The sequence below is a fragment of the Robinsoniella peoriensis genome (assembly GCF_000797495.1).
Classification (GTDB): domain Bacteria; phylum Bacillota; class Clostridia; order Lachnospirales; family Lachnospiraceae; genus Robinsoniella; species Robinsoniella peoriensis.
In genome coordinates this window covers 31389-48249 of sequence record NZ_JTGN01000010.1, presented here as the reverse complement: position 1 = coordinate 48249, position 16861 = coordinate 31389, and the positions used below count along the sequence as shown (strand labels likewise).

The 16861-nt window shown below is 40.2% G+C and carries 9 protein-coding genes; all 9 read left to right on the top strand.

From position 1 onward, the window contains the following. Positions 1-227 precede the first annotated feature (227 nt). The 9 genes from QR40_RS19550 to QR40_RS19510 all read left to right on the top strand — a co-directional run bounded on the left by QR40_RS19550 (position 228) and on the right by QR40_RS19510 (position 16860). A complete protein-coding gene (locus QR40_RS19550) occupies positions 228-4787 on the top strand; it encodes an Ig-like domain-containing protein (protein WP_044296465.1) in 4560 nt (1519 codons plus the stop codon). A 78-nt stretch (positions 4788-4865) separates the two neighbouring features. Continuing rightward, a complete protein-coding gene (locus QR40_RS30080) occupies positions 4866-9260 on the top strand; it encodes an InlB B-repeat-containing protein (RefSeq protein ID WP_052430953.1) in 4395 nt (1464 codons plus the stop codon). 475 nt (positions 9261-9735) lie between these two features. After that, positions 9736-10065, top strand: coding sequence for a hypothetical protein (locus QR40_RS19540; protein ID WP_044296464.1), 330 nt, complete (start codon positions 9736-9738; stop codon positions 10063-10065). A gap of 56 nt (positions 10066-10121) precedes the next feature. After that, on the top strand, positions 10122-10700 hold the full coding sequence (locus QR40_RS19535) for an Rpn family recombination-promoting nuclease/putative transposase (RefSeq protein ID WP_044296463.1): 579 nt from the start codon (positions 10122-10124) through the stop codon (positions 10698-10700). A 519-nt stretch (positions 10701-11219) separates the two neighbouring features. After that, positions 11220-11999 carry a DeoR/GlpR family DNA-binding transcription regulator gene (locus tag QR40_RS19530; protein ID WP_027292571.1) on the top strand — a complete coding sequence of 260 codons (780 nt, stop codon included), beginning with the start codon at positions 11220-11222 and terminating at the stop codon, positions 11997-11999. Between the two features lie 110 nt (positions 12000-12109). Beyond that, positions 12110-13219: a substrate-binding domain-containing protein gene (locus QR40_RS19525; protein WP_052430952.1), complete on the top strand. Its 1110-nt coding sequence runs from the start codon at positions 12110-12112 to the stop codon at positions 13217-13219. A 95-nt stretch (positions 13220-13314) separates the two neighbouring features. Continuing rightward, complete coding sequence (locus QR40_RS19520) at positions 13315-14811, top strand: sugar ABC transporter ATP-binding protein (RefSeq protein WP_197041621.1); 1497 nt, start codon at positions 13315-13317, stop codon at positions 14809-14811. Between the two features lie 42 nt (positions 14812-14853). Then, a complete protein-coding gene (locus QR40_RS19515) occupies positions 14854-15819 on the top strand; it encodes an ABC transporter permease (RefSeq protein WP_027292574.1) in 966 nt (321 codons plus the stop codon). Between the two features lie 39 nt (positions 15820-15858). Further along, the gene (locus QR40_RS19510; RefSeq protein ID WP_044296462.1) at positions 15859-16860 is read left to right on the top strand and encodes a dihydroxyacetone kinase subunit DhaK; all 1002 of its coding nucleotides are present in this window, start codon (positions 15859-15861) and stop codon (positions 16858-16860) included. Position 16861 lies beyond the last annotated feature (1 nt).

The following is a 16861-nucleotide window of genomic DNA, read 5'->3' as shown; positions in this document are numbered from 1 at the left end:
TAATTGAGTTTCATTTTCCCACTTCTAATATATTTTCTTTCGTCTTAGAAATAGTCAGGAAATCATTTGAAAGCATAAAAAATAACATATTCTGATAAAAAATCAAACAAAAATCATAAAATACTCCGTATCATATATAATAAGAGAGTGATATTATTTAAATAAGATAAATATAAACTCTGTGTTGTATCTATCTGGAAAACTATTATAAAGAGAGGGATAGTCTTATGGAGGAAAAAAGGACAAAAGGATTCAAAAAAAAGGCAAAAAGAGTTTTGAGTTTTGCATTGGCTTTCTGTGTCATGGCGACTGGTGTGCCGGCTACAGCATTTGCGCAGACAGAGGAAAAAGCGGTGTCCGGTCTGATAGCTCATTATGATTTTAAAGAGCTGTCTGACAATGTGCCAAATGGTACTACAATTAAAGATGTATCAGGCAGTAATCATGATGCTGTAGCCAGAGGTAACAAGCTGACAGCAAAAGACAGTATTCTGGCATTTCCGGGAGGAAATTATGGAAGTGGGGCAGGTTATGTTGAACTGCCGAGAGGATTGTTTGATGGTCAGGATACCCTGACAGTTTCATTATGGCTGCAGAATAAAACAGGTGCAGGAAATTATGGGGGGTTTTATTTTGGAACAGAGGCAAATAGTGTTAATAAGGACATGCCGACCCAGTATTTTATTTTGGATCCCATGAATCCGAAGGGAGTCATGAAGGCAGTTATGACAAATTCTTATAATGCATCTGCGCCTTTTAGTACGGAAATCGGTCTGGGAGCTTCCGGCAATCCATCTGATGGACCGGCTACCAGCAGTGACTGGGAGCTTTATTCCATTGTTATTACACCGGATAATATCACAGGATACTTAAACGGAGTAAAATATAAAACATATCCGTTGAATCTGACTGTTTCCGATTTTGGATCAAATCTGGTATCTTACATTGGTAAGTCGCCATATAAAGATATGTTTTATAAAGGTGGAGTTAAAGACCTGCGAATATATAATACGGCACTTTCGGAGCAGGAAATTGCGGATCTCTACTACGGAGGTACTTCATCAGGAGATTTATTGAATAGAGCAAAGAAAGAACTGACAATACCTGAGATCAGGAATGGTAAGGTGAATTGTTCCTTTGTTGAAAAGATAACGCTCACGGATACCCTTTTAGATGGCAGTGTAAAAGTTGAATGGGAAAGTGATCGCACGGACATTATTGCGGCAGATGGTACGGTAATAAACCCGGAAGAAACAACTACGGTACATCTGACAGCAAGATTGACCAGCGGATCCGAAAGTGATGCAAAAAACTTTGATATCACGGTCATTCCAAATGGAGATACCGTTTATTCTATGGTTGTGGATCCATACGATCAGGGAGCGGATATCAGCCAGCAGATGATTGGATTATTCTTTGAGGATATCAATAGTGCAGCAGACGGTGGACTGTATCCGGAAATGGTAAAGAATTATTCTTTTGAAAATTATTTCAATACAATCAGTATATCCGAACCTGGAAGAGGAAATCAGTACTCTTGGAAATTACACTGGGTCAGCGATGCGGATAACCGTTTCGTAGTATCCCAGAATGGCGGATTAAACGATAAGAATACAAATTATGCACAGATTACCGGAAACATGATTCTGCAAAATGGCGGATTTGCTCCAATGAATAATCCGAATTCTGCTGCAATGCCAATGGTGAAGGGGGAATCCTTCGACTTTTCTGTCTGGACTAAGGCTGATAGTGATTATGCCGGAACGTTGAAGGTAAAAGTAATCAGTGAAACAGGCAAAGATCTGACAGAGGAAGCAGTTATTGATCTGGTAAACGATGGAACATGGCATAAAGCAACGGCAACTCTGGAATCAAAGAAGACCCAGAAAGGCAAGCTGGTTCTCTCTATCAGCGGTGCAGAAGACAGAGCTGTGCTGAATATGGATATGGTTTCTTTAAGTCCGCAGAATACCTATGGATATGGTGATACCAACTATGCATATGGAAAAGGAATCAGAAAAGATCTGGTTGAAAAGCTCCAGGGGTTGAATCCAAGTTTCATCCGATTCCCGGGAGGCTGCATCATTGAGGGAAATGCGGGCAGAGAGAGTTACTATAACTGGGAGAATTCCATTGGGCCTTTAGAGGAAAGGAAAGCAATTGGAAACCAGTGGGCAAGTGACAATGGCTCTTACACCAATACATATGGGTATATGCAGTCCTATGGATTTGGTTACCACGAAATTTTGAAATTATGTGAAGATTTAGGGGCAGAACCATTTCCAATTTTAAGTGCAGGTGTCTTCTGTCAGTTCGCAAATGGGGATAATGCACCGGCGGCACAAGGAGAAGAACTGGATAAATTTGCACAGCATGCGACAAATTTAATTGACTACTGCTGGGGAAGCGTATCGAGCAGTGATCCTACGCAGCGCGAGTGGGCAGAAAAAAGAGCAGAAAATGGACATGAAGATACATTTAATTTAAACTACATCGGGATCGGAAATGAAAATTGGAAAGAAAAATACCTCAATAATTTTGAGTATATTAAAAACTATGTGGAAAGTTATGTTAGTGCCAACTATCCGGACAGAAAGATTACCATAATTTCTTCTTCCGGTCCGGCTGCAGAAGATGAGAGTTATCGTTTTGCGTGGGATTGGCTTAATGAAAAAAATCCTGGAGAAACCCTGGTAGATGAGCACTATTATCAGTCGAAGGAATTCATGCTGAATTCTGACGACCGTTACGACTACTATGCCAGAAAAGAAAATGGAGGAAGTGACGTATTCCTTGGAGAGTATGCAACTCATCTTCAGGACAACCGCAATAATAATTTAGAATCTGCTATTTGTGATGCAGCGTATATGACCGGTATTGAAAGAAATGGAGATATTGTCCGCCATGCATCTTATGCACCATTGTTTGAAAAAATCGGAAGCACTAACTGGTCACAGAATATGATACATTTTGATGAATATGACAGTTTTGCAACACCGAACTATTATACACAGCAGATGTTTGCACAAAATTATGGTACCCAAGTGGTCAATACCACACTTGAAAAGCAGGGCGAAAATTATTCTCAGAATACAGGAAGCCCAATTATTGGAACCTGGTTATCGGAAGGCTATGTATCTCATGTAAAAGTAACCAGGGAAGATGGTAAGGTATTGCTGGACGATAACTTTACTGCAAACGGGGCAGCAGGGATGACCTGGAAGGCAGTACCGGGATCTACCGGCAGCTTTAATATCGCAAATGGGAAGATGTCATTTTCACAGGGAAGCGGTATGAATGCAGTATGGATTCCACAGGCGATTAATAATCCGGAGTGGTACGATTATGTAGTGGAAGCAACCGTAGTGAAAACTGCCGGAAGAGAAGGATTCCTGGTAGGGGCAGGAGCAAAAGATACCGAGAATTATTTCTGGTACAATATTGGCGGCTGGGATAATAAAATGACGGCTGTTGAGCGTGCAAGAAGCGGACGTGGAAAGGTAGTCATTGGCAATAGTTTTTATGGAGATTTTACTCCGGTTCTTGTAAATGATGAAATGAAAGTTACCTTTAATTATGGTGTAAACGGTAAAATAGAAGCCGGGTATGTATCAGATACAGTGGATAAATCCAATGATTTTTCTGGGAATTTAAAACCATATCAAAATGACATTTACCAGGTTTGTTCCAAAGATGATGAGTACATATATCTGAAATTGGTAAATCATGACAACGTTGATAAGGATATCACCCTTACTTATCCATGCCAATTAGCATCTGATCAGGCGGAGATAATCTGTCTGAGCGGAGAAGCTGGTGGAGAAAACAGAATTGGTGATGAGTGGATTAAACCGGTTGAAACTACACAGAGTATTGTAAATTCACAGATAAAATATCTGGTTCCGGCTATGTCTTTTTCTGTAATCAAGGTACCATACCAAAAAGAAATTAAAGTAAGTGATATTACCTTAGACAGACAGAGTGCAGTTATGGAAATCGGTGAGAGTATTACCTTAAATGCGCAGGTTTCACCGGAGGATGCAACAGATCCGAGTGTGGAATGGATCAGCAGCAAACCGGATATTGCTGCGGTAGAAAATGGAACAGTAAAAGCCTTAAAGGCAGGAGAAGCAATGATTACGGTTAAATCCGGCGAAAAATCAGCCTCATGTGCAATAACAGTAAAGGCAAAAACAGTGATACCTCCAACACCAAAACCAGACCCGAAGCCAACGCCCAAACCGGACCCAAAACCAGTTCCAAAGCCGGATGTAAAACCGGTCACGAAATCGAAGATAAAATTAAATGCAGCTTCAATCCCTTTGCGTATCAAACAAACAACAAGTGCTGTTAAAATAAAATCTTCTTCAATCAAAGGAGATAAGTTAAAATCAGCAAAGAGCAGCGATAAAAAAATAGCCAGTGTAAAATTGAAAAAAGGCATCCTGCAGATTACCGGAAAGAAAAAAGGTACGGCAACAATTACGGTTACCAGTACAAAGGGTGGAACAGCGAAAGTAAAGGTGCATGTTCAAAAGAAAGAGGTTGCAACCAAGAGTTTAAAAATAAGTAAGAAAGTGAGCCTGAAACGAGGAAAGAGACTGACTTTGAAAGTAACGAGAAATCCAATCACTACCATACAAAAGCTAAAGTGGACATGTTCTGACAGGAAGATTGCTTCTGTCAGCTCCAAAGGTGTGGTAAAAGGGTTAAAGAAAGGAGAAATTACAATCACAGTAAAGAGCAGCAATGGTAAGAAAGCAAAGTGCGTTGTTAAAGTGAGGTAGTCTGATTAGGGACAGGCATGATATAGAAGTGCTTGTCCCAAAAAGGTATTTAAATTGATTTATGAAGGAGATAAACCAATGAAAAAGTGGGTGAAGAGGGTAATACCGGCGATATTAACAGCAACTATGATTTTGACTTCGATACCGGGAAGTATGCAAGTGGAGGCAGAGGAGCAGGAAAGTCAGGCATCTGCCAATGAGGCTGTCCAGTTAATTACAAATTATGAGATGACGCTGACCGAAGATGGAAAATTAGAGGATAAGGCAGGCGGGCATAATGCAAATATGGTATCCATGGGACAAGGGGATATCAATGAGGGAAATCTTATTTTTACCGGAAATAAGAGTCAGTATATAGAATTCCCGGAAGGTACATTTGGTGACGACGAAAGTTTTACAATCGATTTGAAATTTAATACCAGTCAGAAGGCATATGCCTGGGTATATAATCTGGGTGCCAGAGATACTGCGGATTATGTATTTTTGAATCCTATGCGCAGTGAAGGAAATACCGTGTTTGCCCTCAAACAGAAACCGGCAGGGGAAAAGTTTGTTATGAAAAATAATGTGGTTACACCCGGTGCAGATACTTGGGCGACAATGGTATTTCATGACAATAGCACAGCGGATCTCTATATAAATGGAACACTGTCAGGCAGTATCAGTCATGGATATTCTGTACAGACTATTATAAACAATGCAAAAAAAGAAAATTGCATTGGATATATGGGAAAATCCCTGTTTGATCCGGATCCCGGATTTGTAGGCAGCATCGCCTATTTCCGCGTATATGATAATGCTCTGGATGCTGATCAGGTATGGAGAAACTATGCGGAGCAGCAGGGACTTTCTGACGAAGAAAAAGCGGAAATGGATATCTCTGAATTATCACTGGAAGAAGGAGAAGCAAAAGGGGATCTGGATCTTCCGGCAACCGGCAAGAATGGAGCGGCTATTAGTTGGACAAGTTCACATCCCCAGATCATATCGGAAACAGGAATTGTAACAAAACCAGCGGAAGATACTGAGGTAACATTAACAGCATCCGTAATTTATGGAAGCATAGAAAAAACGAGAGATTTTCATTTCATGGTGATCTCAAATGCCTCTATAGTCGCAGAAGCAATCGAACAATTAACCATAGACAATGCAGATCCGGTTGTAGAAAATATTACGCTTGCAACAGAGTTAAATGGGGCATCCATTACCTGGGAAAGTTCGGATACAAATGTAATAACGGATAAAGCTGTTGAAAATGAAGAATATGCTGAAACTCCGGCAGGCGTGGTCACCAGAGGTGAGAAGGACAAACAGGTAAAGCTTACAGCTACGATTACTTTGGGAGACATCAGTGATACGAAAGAGTTTGACCTGACCGTAAAGAAAAAAGCGGCTCAAAAAGAATATGCAGCATATCTTTATGTCCATTTTAATGAGCTTGTGGTAGGAACCAGCCTACAGCAAATTTATTTTGGTGTAAGTAAGGATGGGCTGCAATGGACGGCGTTAAATGATAACGCTCCGATTCTTGAGTCTGCCGTGGGAGATTTGGGCGTAAGAGATCCTTACATCGTCCGTTCACCGGAAGGAGATAAATTTTATCTGATTGGAACAGATCTTGATATCCACCATCCTAAATATGGCGGTAATTGGGGTTTGATGGCTAGTATAGGCAGCAATGCATTGGTAATATGGGAGTCAACTGACTTAGTCAACTGGACAGAGAGCAGGACGGCAGATGTGGCTTCTGGCATAGGGGCCGGATGTGCATGGGCACCGGCTGCAATTTATGATGAAACAACCGGTGAATATCTGGTATTTTGGTCCAGCCCGCTGACTGGCCTGACTGGAGACAGCGGACACGGGTATATTTTTGTATCCAAGACCAGAGATTTTGTAACCTTTACAGAAGCGGAACTCTATTCAGATCCTGGCATTAATACAATTGATGCAGATATATATAAAGAAGGAGACAGTTACTACCGGCTATTGAAGGAATCTGCCAAAGGGTATGTATATTTGCAATCCTCACCAAAGTTACTGGATTATACAGAGCCGCCTGTTTATAATATCGGAGGCAGAGATTTTACAGCAAGAGGCATGGAGTTCCAGCGCATTGAAAATACTGCGCCGGGATGTCTGGAGACTTTCCGGGGTACCTACGAAGGTCCTACTATGTTTAAGTTCTCTGACCGTAATGAGTGGTGTATCCTGGTAGACGAATATGGATTTCCGACAGCAAGAGGATATGTTCCGTTCTTTACAAATAACCTGGATGAACCAAATAGTGTGAAAGTTGCAGCGGATAACACTTATACCTTAACGGATGGTGCAAAACATGGTTCTGTGATACCTATTACACAGGAAGAATATGATAACCTTGTGGCAAAATGGGGAGTCAATAATGAAAAATATGCTGAAGAAAAAACCGAGGCTATTTTAAACTATGATTTTGAAGAAAAGGTCGAAGAAGGTATAGTAAAAGACAAAGCGCAAAATAATGACGGACAGCTTTTTGGCAAGGCTGCATATAGGTATGATGCAGAAAAGGGCAGCAATGTGTTGTATCTGGATGGTTCAGAAGGAACTTATGCACAGCTTCCAACGGGGCTTTTTGATGGCCTGGATAATTTGACAATATCAATGGATATTAAGGCCGAGTCTACCCAGGAGTACCATTTTGACTTCGCTATTGGGAAGGATATTAATAAATATATGTTCCTGAAAGTAAGACCCAATGAAATTCGAAATGCCATTACGGCCAGAGGAAATTTTTTGGAAAAAGAAATTAAGCTAAAAGGGAATGAATTTCTGAATAAGTGGATGCGTGTATCTGTAGTAATGGAAAATCACAAAATGTATCTCTATGTAGATGGAGAAAAGGCAGGAGAAACAAGTGGAGTGGGTGTCCGTAATATCAGTGAACTGGGCGAGAACCTGAATGCATACCTGGGTAAATCATTTTATCCGGATCCATATTTTAAAGGTTCCTATGACAATGTGAAAATCTACAATAGAGCATTAAGCGCAGAGGAGATAAAAAATGAACAGGCAGAAGAGCCGGAAGTAACAGAATATACGGCATCTTACCTGGCAGGCGAAGGCGGAGCTATCAGTGGGATGTCAGTGCAGAAAGTGAAAGAAGGAACTGCAACGAAGGAAGTAACAGCCGTGGCAAAGGAAGGTTACAGTTTCTATAGATGGAGCGATGGAGTGCCAACGGCGAAGAGAAGTGATGTGCTGAAAAAAGACCTGACAGTTATTGCTGAATTTGTAAAGGACGCAGAGCCGGAAATAAAAGAATATACAGCTGTCTATCTTCCGGGCGAAGGCGGAACCATTACTGGACTGTCAGTACAGAAAGTGAAAGAAGGAACCGCAACAAAAGAAGTAACAGCCGAGGCAAAAGAAGGCTATATATTCCACAGATGGAGCGATGGAGTGCCAACGGCGAAGAGAAGTGATGTGCTGAAAAAAGATCTGACAGTTACTGCGGAATTTGTAAAGAACGCAGAGCCGGAAATAAAAGAATATACAGTGTCTTATCTGGCAGGTGAAGGTGGAACCATTAGTGGTATGTCAGTGCAGAAAGTGAAAGAAGGAAGCGCAACGAAAGAAGTAACAGCCGTGGCAAAAGCAGGCTATAGTTTCCGCAGATGGAGCGATGGAGTGACAACGGCAAAGAGAAGTGATGTAATGAAAAAGGATCTGACAGTTACTGCAGAATTTGTAATGAACGAAGAGCCGGAAGCAAAAGAATATACAGCGTCTTATCTGGCAGGCATAGGAGGATCCATCAGTGGTATATCAGTGCAGAAAGTGAAAGAAGGAAGCGCAACGAAAGAAGTAACAGCCGTGGCAAAAGCAGGCTATAGTTTCCGCAGATGGAGCGATGGAGTGACAACGGCGAAGAGAAGTGATGTGCTGAAGAATAATCTCACAGTGACAGCAGAATTTACAAAGAATCCTGTAAAGCCAGATCCGAAAACACCTGTTAAAGTAAAATTGAATAAGTCATTGATTACGCTGGGTGTTGGGGAAAAATTTTCATTTAAGGCAGTGGTTTCTCCGTTAACGGCATCACAGAAAGTGACATGGAAGTCAGATAAAAAATCTGTAGTATCCGTATCGGCTTCCGGTAAAATCACGGCCAAAAAAACAGGAAAATCTACGATAACTGCTGTGACAAAGAATGGAAAGAAAGCAATCTGCAAAGTAACAGTACGAAAAGCGCCTAAAAAAATCACCCTGAAAGTATCAAAAAAGACTTTGAAAAAGGGCAGAACATATCAATTAAAAGTGAATTTCCCATCAAAGACAGCCAGCTATAAAATGCGTTACAGTTCAAGCAAGAAGAATGTGGCATCTGTGTCCTCTACTGGGAAAATAACAGCAAAAAAGAAAGGAAAAACAACAATTACGGCAAAAACTTTTAATGGTAAGAAAGCAGAGATTGATATAACAGTAATATAATACTTCGCCAATCCTTTCACTTTAGATAAAAAAATAATATACGATACGATAAAATGTGAGTTATAGCGCAGGTTATATGCGCTATAACTCATAGAATTTATTATAACAAAAGGAAGTAAGTTATGACCACAATTTCACAGAAACCGGAAGAATGCAAATCGGTTTTATGATAACGGCTTTAGAGTTGTTATGACAATAAACCTATGAACTGGCAAGAACAAAAATCACATATAATATATAATGAAATTAAAATAGAAATCACGTTTCACAAAATATAAAAATACTGCTTGAATTTTAAAATGGTTTATTGTATAATAAAGAAAAGCAATACATAGATACATTTCATTGAATCAACTCTTATTTCTAAAGTTCTTAAAATTCTATTTTTCGTTTGGTACATATTCCGTACCGTTTCCCTTTAGAATCGTTACATTCATTTTTGTGTCTTTGTATTCAGAATGAAAAGGAGGAATCTATGACACATGAAAGAGATATTGCTGCTAAGATATTTTTTGGAAAGCCGGAACATTTTGCGGACTTATATAATGGGGCTTGTTTTGAGGGAAATCAAATCATACATCTCGAAGATTTATCCCCATTGGACTCCGCACAGGAATGCATACCGGGTAATCAGGAAGTTGGGAAAAGGGTAGTTCGAAGAAACCGGGATATAATTAAAATGGCAGCTTCGGGCGCAAATTTTATGATCCTGGCCTGCGAGAACCAGGAACATATTCATTATGCAATGGTAATTCGAAATATGTTGTATGATGCTTTGAATTATGTAGATCAGGTGCAGCATTAAAAAAGAAATATAGAGAAACAGGAGATTATGGCAGTACAGATGAATTTTTATCAGGCATGAAGAAACAGGATAAACTGCTGCCGGTTTTTACATTGATTGTATACTTTGGTGAAAAACCTTGGGATGGCTGCATGGATTTACATAGTATGTTGGATATACCTAAGGAAATGGAGAATTTACGCCAATACCTGCCAAATTATAGGATACACGTTCTGGATGTAAAAAAAATAGAACATCTGGAATATTTTCAAACTGATTTAAGAGAAGTATTTGGTATTATTAAGTATGCAGATGATAAAAACCGGATGAAAACTCATGTAAAGAAAAATAAGGTCAGATATAGCAGGTTAAGTAGAGAAACGATAGAAATCATTTTCATCTTATTAGGCGAAAATGAAAAGTTAACAGAGATTATAGAACAGGCACAGGTAGAAGATAAGGAGGAATATGACATGTGTAAAGCATTTGAAGATATGAGAAGTGAAGGTAGATTAGAAGGAAGGATAGAAGGAGAAGAATTATTAGCTAAGTTAACATTATATTTAATGAATGATGCTCGTACTATCGATTTAAAAAGAGCGGTAACGGATAAAGGCTCCAGAGAAAGTTTATATAAAGAATATTGTCTTGTATAGGTGGACGTTTACTGGAGTAAATTGGTTTTCTAAGATACTTTGATACTTTTTCATAAGGGTTATAAAGATAACATATTGGCCGTAGATGATGTTTTGTCTACGGTCTTTTATTTGTTATGCAATATAACGGACATAAGCAGATGGCGTACTTTTTCGTGCTGATCCATCTGCTTTTTTTGAAAGAAAGGAAAAGGTACCTGCTAAATGCTATGTTAGCCGATAAAGTTTCGTTCCGGTTTTAAAAAAAATATCGAAACATCACAAGAATTTAAACGAAAGCCTAATGAACGATAATAGTAGGTTTTTAAGAGAAACATCTGAATATAAAAATAAAACGAAAGATAAAAAGGTTTCGTTTTAGTAAAAATGCATAATAAAATATAAAAATAGAGATAAAATATAGTAAATATTACTTGACAAATAAAACCGAAAGGTATATTATAAGGTCAAACAAAAACAAACGTAATACAACGAAATTAAATGTAAGGATTTGAAAGTACTGGAATGGGAGATGAGTTTATGTTTATTGAAGAACGAAAGGAAAAAATAATTAAAGCGGTAGAAGCGAATTTATCGGTAACAGTGAATGAATTGTGTGATTTATTCGGGGTTTCGGAGGTTACTATCCGAAAGGATTTAAATGAATTAGGGAATGCAGGATTAATTATCCGTACCCACGGGGGTGCTGTAAAAGTAAAAGAAACAGCATTTGAACAAAGCCAGGCAACGAAAGAAAAAGAAAGAATAGTTGAAAAAAGAGAAATAGCGAAAAGAGCTTATGACGAAATCAAGGAGCACGAGACAATTATACTGGATGCCGGCACCACAGTTCAGGAACTGGCAAAGCTAATCAGGACCGGAGAGAAGAATCATCTTACTGTAATCACCAATGCGTTTAACATAGCCAGTGAACTTATGGAGTGTGAAAAGGTGGAATTGATTTTTGCAGGAGGATTTGTCAGATCCCAGATTCTTTCCTGTGTAGGCATGTTTACAGAAGATATGTTAGGAAATGTGGTTGTGGACCGGGTGTTCCTGGGTTCGAATAATATCAGCGCCGAGCATGGGTTAACTACACCCAATATGCAAGAGTGCCGGGTAAAACAATGTATGCTTAAGTCAGCGAGAAAAAAATATGTGCTGGCGGACAGCAGTAAATTCAGAACAAATTCTTTATACTGCATCTGCAAGTTTAAAGATTTGAATCTTATCATCACGGATGATGGGATAGGCAAATCCTATATGGCTAAAATCACAGAAAAAGGAGGGAATGTGGAAGCTGTTAAGATTGAAAGTTAAATAGTTAGATAGGAACAATAATGAAATACAAAGCAGAAGAAATAATGAAATACAATGGGGCATCAGATGAAACTATGATGTAAAAGTACAGAAAGATGGAGGAGAAGGATATGAGTTTAAGAAAAATAGGTGTAATTGGGTTGGCATTAGTTATGATGACGGGGGTATTGTCCGGATGTTCAGGCGGAACGCAGACACAGGATACCAAACCAGGTACTGAGGATGCAAAGACAGAGGCGGCAAAAGCAGCAGGAACGGATAAGGCGGAAACGGATAAGACAGAAGCCGCTAAAACAGAAGCAGCAGATGCCGTGGGAGAAACAAAGGCGGAAGAAATCATAACTGAGGCAGCGGCACAGACTGGGAAGGATAAGGAGAACAAGGATATCACGTTAGGTATCTCTATATTTACCAGAACCCATGTGTTTTATAACAGGGTAGAAGAAGCCATGGAGAAGAAGTGCGAGGAACTTGGAGTAAAGGCCATTTTCATGGATGCAGATACGGATAGTGAAAAGCAATTGTCACAGGTGCAGGATTTTATTACACAGAAGGTGGATGCCATTATTATCTGTCCGGTATCTACTGCGGGAAGCAATAGCTGTCTGGAACTGGCAAACAAAGCGGGCATTCCATTGTTAACGGCATTTACAAAATCGGATGGAGATTCTATCTGCCATTTTGGTACGGATGAGAATGTGGGAGGTGAACTGGCAGGCAAATACATCGAAAAGGCTTTGCCGGAGGGCGGAAAAGCTGCAATCATTACTTATGATGACGTTGAAAATTGTGTTTTGCGTGCAGAAGGATGTAAGAAATATCTGGAAGCAAACTGCGAAAATATAGAGGTTGTTGATGAGCAGAATTATCAGGGAGATGCGGAAAAAGCGTCTGCCATTACGCAGGATTTCCTGTTAAAGTATCCCGACCTGGATTTGATATTTGCAGTAGGGGATCCCGCAGCTATGAGCGCTTATACTATTATTAATGGTGCGGGAAAAGAGATTAAGGTAATCGGTTACGACGGTAATCCGGAAGCAGTCAATGAAATTGCAAAAGGCGGTATTTGGATTGCTGATGTGGCTCAGGACCCGGAAGGGATAGGACAGGCTATGATTGATAGTGCAGTCAAAGTAATTCATGGAGAAGAAATTCCCAAAGAGAAATATATTGAGCCATATATTATCGATAGCGAAAATGTCAGTGAGTTTCAAAAATAGAAGAATTAACAGTGAAAGACAGGCAGTGAAAGACCCGATTTGCAGATCGGGTCTTTATAAAATAAGGTTATGGAAAATACAAAGAGGTACACGGGATGGAAAAACAGCCGATGATTCAAATGAAACATATTGTAAAGGAATTTCCGGGTGTAAAGGCCCTGACAGATGTAAATCTGGAGTTCTATGCAGGAGAGGTACACGCTTTGTTGGGTGAAAACGGAGCCGGGAAATCTACGCTGATTAAAATTATCAGCGGTGTATATAAAAAAGACAGTGGCGAAATGATCTATGAGGGGAAAACGTGTAATTTTGATAATGCGAAGCAGGCATTAGACAGTGGAATCAGCGTAATACACCAGGAATTAAGTGTGATACCGGATCTGACGGTTGCCGAGAATATTTACCTGGGCAGAGAGCCGAAGCAGAAAAATGGATTTCTGGATAAAACCCGGATGAAAAAAGAGTCGCAGGATATTTTATCGATGCTGGGGCTGAAGATCAAACCGAATGATCTGGTAAAAAAATTAAGTGCTGCTGAGAAACAAATGGTTGAAATAGCAAGAGCTATATCCCAAAATGCCAGGGTGGTCATTATGGATGAACCTACTTCTTCTATTTCAGAGCAGGAGGTAGAAGCCCTTTTTCGCATTATTAAAAAGTTAAAAGAAGAGAAGGTGGCAATAATTTACATTTCCCACAGATTGAAGGAATTGTTTACAATTGCTGATAAAGTATCCATTTTGCGGGATGGGTGTTATATCAAGACCGTCCCTATGCAGGATATAGACGAAAAGGGGTTAGTCTCGCTGATGGTTGGCAGAGAGATCAAAACGTACATAGACAGAAGCGGTAAAACGATTGAGAAACCTGTATTGGAATTAATCAAAGTATCCAGGAATAAGGCATTTCAAAACGTAAGTATTGAGGTGGGACAAGGGGAAATCGTAGGGATTGCAGGATTAATTGGAGCCGGCAGAACGGAAGTACTAAGAGGGATTTTCGGGGCAGAGCCTTTTGAAGACGGTATAATGAAGCTGTACCAGAAAGAGGTGCGGATCGAACAGCCGATGCAGGCAATCGAAAGGGGAATTGGTTTAGTTCCGGAAGACAGGCGCATGCAAGGGGTGATGTTAAAGAAATCCGTAAAGGACAATATCACCTTGCCCAGTGTAAAAAAGAAAACGAAGATGGGATTTGTAGATGTCAATTGGGAAAATAAAAGCAGCGAGGAATATATTCAGAAGCTGAAGATAAAAACGCCCGGCAGTAATACCGTTTCTAAGAATTTAAGCGGCGGCAACCAGCAGAAGATCGTCATTGCCAAGTGGCTTTTGGCTGGATCTAAGATTTTATTACTGGATGAGCCTACCAGGGGAATTGATGTCGGGGCAAAATTTGAGATTTATACGTTGATGAATCAGTTTACAAAAGACGGTGGAAGCATCTTAGTGGTTTCTTCCGAATTGCCGGAGCTGCTGGGAATCTGTGACCGCATCTATGTAATGTGTGAAGGCAGGATTACCGGATGCCTGGACAACCATGAATTAACAGAAGAAGTTATCATGCATTTAGCCAGTACAGCAGTATCCTGACAATGATGATATCAATAATACTTAAATTAATGAGGTAGAACAATGGGAAAGAATAAAATAAACATGGGAAAAATAGCAAAACAATATGCGCTGATTGGATTTCTACTGATTTTGTGTCTCATCATTTTCATAGTGGAGCCACGATTTGCTTCTAAAGAAAACTTAATTAATGTGCTGATTCAGATTTCAATTAATGCATTTATAGCAACCGGGATGACGTTTGTTCTGTTAACGGGAGGGATTGATTTATCGGTTGGACCGGTATGTGCCTTAAATGGTATTCTGGGTGCTCTTCTTTGCAAACAGCTGCCTGCAATGAATATAGGGATGACTTTACTCGTTGGTATCCTGCTTTCCGCTGCGGTAGCCATTGTAATTGGAGGAATATCCGCAGTCATTATCTGCAAGTTCAATGTGGCACCTTTTATTGCCACGTTAGCAATGATGAATGCAGCAAGAGGCGTATGTTACCTCTTAACCAACAGCAAGCCCGTATATGAGCTGCCGGAAAGTTTTTTATGGATTGGGCAGGGATATGTCGGTCCCGTTCCATTCATTGTAATCCTGACGGTAATAGTCCTGGTGGTATCCCACATTATACTCAGCAAGACCGCATATGGCAGGCATATTTATGCAGTTGGAAGCAATGAAGAGGTAGCAAAATTAAGCGGAATCGGTGTTAATAAAATCAAAACATCCGTTTATATGATCTGTGCAGGTTTATCCGCTTTTGCAGGAATCTGCCTCTCGGCTAAAATAGGAACTGGACAGCCGGCAGCAGCTGAAGGATATGAACAATTTGCCATTGCAGCAGCTGTTATGGGAGGAACCAGTCTGGTTGGAGGTACTGGAGGAATCCCGAACACGATTATCGGAATTATTGCCATAGGGATTATCAATAATGGATTAAGCTTAATGCAGGTGAATTCCTACTGGCAGAAGGTGGCAATGGGAGTCATTATTGCATTCGCAGTAATTATGGACCGATTAAAAATAAAGGCAGAATAAAGAAGGAAAGTTACAGCCTGTATGAAGAGGAGATGTCATATGAATACAATTAAGAATCGGCCGGAAGATATGGTAGAGGAGATGATAGAGGGGTACATCCGTTCCAATTGTGACCTGCTGGAAAAAGTGGAGGGTGTAAAAGCAATTCGTATTAAAAATACAGCCCCCAGGGTCATGGTCATTGCAGGTGGAGGTGCAGGCTGCGAGCCAATGTATATAGGATATGCAGGGGAAAGGATGGCAGATGCCATTGTCAGCGGGAATATTTATGCAGCACCTTCTGCAACTGCATTGCTGAAGACCATACGTCAGATGTATCATGAGGATGGGGTACTTATGATTACGGGAAACTATATAGGTGATGTTCTCAATTATGAACTCGCTGTAGAATTATGCGGTTATGAGGGGATTAAGGCCAGGGCAGTATTTGTAAAAGATGATATCTTACATGCTCCCAAAGAAAACCAGGAGAACAGAAGGGGAATTGCCGGTATTATGTGTGTGATTAAAGCTGCGGCAGGAGCAGCAGCCTGCGGCCTGACTTTAGAGGAAGTGGAGCAGACAGCCATCAGAGCCAGGGATCAGATTGGAAGTGTCTCTGTTACTTTCTGGCCGGGATACCGCCCTGAAACCGGAATGCCCATGTATGAAATGCCAGCTGGAACCGTTGAAATTGGTATGGGATTTAATGGGGAACCGGGTATTCTGAAAATGCAGATGCCCACAGCAGACCAGCTTGCAGAAAAGATTCTGGATTACCTGATTGCAGATATGAATCTTACCGGGGGAGATGAAGTACTTCTGTTGGTAAATGGCAAAGGAGCAACTTCTAATATGGAACTCTCCATAATCAGTAACAGCCTTCATCAGTATTTAAGCCATAAAGAAATAACGGTTTTTAAAACAGAAGTGGGAAATTTCTTTACAGCACCCGGAATGGGAGGAATCAGTGTGACGCTCATGAAACTGGATCCTCATTTAAAAAAGTATTATAACCTGGATTCTTATACGCCTATGTATACTTATCGGGCAAAGGTATAGA